Raw genomic sequence first — 1,820 nt, forward strand, 5'->3', positions numbered from 1 at the left:
CGGTGGTGGCCACCACCGTGACGGCGGCATCGGCCACGGCCACGACCGCACAGCCCGAGAGGCTGCCAAGGGCAAGGAGGACGAGGGCTGTTCGCAACATGGGGAGGCTCCGGGCAGGCGTGTGGTCGGTGGGCAAGGCCCGCTGCGCCCATTGTCGCGCGATCGGGGTCAGGGTTGTTCGGCGTCGTCGAACAGGGGCAGGGTCTGGGCGCCACCAGAGGGCGCCTTGGATCCGCCGCCCTCCCGGTCCACCGTCGGCGCGGGCAGCTCGTCGGCGCGCAGCAAGCGGTCCATGCGCACGCCCAGCAGGCGCAGGCGCTGGTCGAGCGGCGCGGTCTTGAGACAGCGCCCGGCCCACAGGCGGATGGTGGCCGCGTCCTGCGTGGGTGCCGGCAGGCTGAGGCTGCGCGTGACGATGTGGAAATCGCTGTAGCGCAGCTTGACGGCCACGGTCCGCGCCACGTAGCCCTTGCGTTGCAGGTCCTCGGCCACCTGCTCGCACAGGCGGGTGAAGAGCGGGCTCAGGGTGGCGCGGTCGCCACGGGGGTGGAGGTCGCGCTCGAAGGTGGTTTCGCGGCTGAGGGATTTGGGCTCGCGCCAGGTCACGACCGGGCGGTCGTCCCGTCCATGGGCCACCTCGTGCAGCCAGTGGCCCTGGTTGACGCCAAAGTGCCGGATCAGCCAGTCTGGGTCGGCCGCAGCCAGCTCGCCCACGGTGTGCACGCCGAGTTCGGCCAGGCGCTGGCTGGCCTTGGGGCCGATGCCGTTGATGCGGCTGGCCGGCAGGGGCCAGATGCGGCCGGGCACGTCGGCCGGGTCCAGCAGCAGGGTCAGGCCATCGGGTTTGTCGAGGTCGGAGGCCAGTTTGGAGAGCAGCTTGTTGGGCGTGACCCCGATCGAGCAGCTCAGGCCGGTGGCCGCGTGCACCGCATCCTTCAGGCGCTGGGCCAGGGCGCGGATGCCGGCCAGCGGGTCGGCCTCGGTGGCATCTTGCGCACCGGGCACGTCGCTCAGGTCGAGGTAGATCTCGTCGATGCCGCGGTCCTCCATCACCGGCGCGATCTGCAACACAGCGGCCTTGAACAGGCGCGAGTGGTGGCGATACCGATCGAAATCCACCGGCAGGAGGATGGCATCGGGCGCCAGGGCCGCGGCCTTCATGAGGCCCATGCCGGAATGCACACCCAGGGCGCGCGCCGGGTAGGTGGCGGTGGTGATGACACCGCGGCCGGTGTAGTCGCGCAAGGTGGCGTAGCGCCGGCTGCCATCGGCCTGCACCTCGGGGTGGTGGCGCCGCCCGCCGCCAATCACCACCGGCTGGCCGCGCAGTTCGGGGTAGCGCAGCAGCTCGACGGACGCGTAGAAGGCGTCCATGTCGAGGTGCGCGATGCGCCGCAAAAGTGGGGGCGTGGAGGCCGGTGGGTTCATGACAGCCAAGCATAGCGCCCCGAACATCACCCCAAACCAACCGCCAGACAGTCACTTTGCAAAAGCTGGAAGACTTGCCGGGCACAGGCCCCATGGCAGCTCGGCAAACCTGAGATGCTTGGCCACCATGCTCATGCCAGACGACTTTCTGCTGCCCCGCTCCGAGACGGTTGACTCGGTGGTCTATGCCAGCCGCGCCTGCTTCGAGGGCACCCCTCTGGCCCAGGTCAGGCACATCGGGGCCTCGGCTGCCGCCCGCAACGCTGCCATGGGGGTGGCCTCCACCCTGCTCTACCAGAGCGGCTGGTTCGTGCACTGGCTGGAAGGCCCGGGCACGGCCATCGACCAGGTGCTGACCCGCATCGCCCGCGATGCCCGCCACCGCCACATGC

Annotated in this window: 2 protein-coding genes; one reads left to right on the top strand and one right to left on the bottom strand. The window is 70.4% G+C overall.

Going from position 1 to position 1,820, the window contains the following annotated elements:
* Positions 1-168: 168 nt before the first annotated feature.
* The gene (dinB, locus tag QZ994_RS19755; RefSeq protein WP_290877777.1) at positions 169-1,428 is read right to left on the bottom strand and encodes a DNA polymerase IV; all 1,260 of its coding nucleotides are present in this window, start codon (positions 1,426-1,428) and stop codon (positions 169-171) included.
* Positions 1,429-1,555: 127 nt separating this feature from the next.
* Between dinB and QZ994_RS19760 the strand changes: the two genes are divergently transcribed.
* On the top strand, positions 1,556-1,820 hold a 265-nt coding region (locus QZ994_RS19760), incomplete at its 3' end, for a BLUF domain-containing protein (RefSeq protein ID WP_290877779.1).

This window comes from Aquabacterium sp., from assembly GCF_021768455.1.
GTDB lineage: Bacteria > Pseudomonadota > Gammaproteobacteria > Burkholderiales > Burkholderiaceae_C > Aquabacterium.

Bases quoted from the DNA above. Each gene is read 5' to 3' on its own strand.
- dinB (WP_290877777.1), bottom strand. From the start codon at position 1,428: ATGAACCCACCGGCCTCCACGCCCCCACTTTTGCGGCGCATCGCGCAC.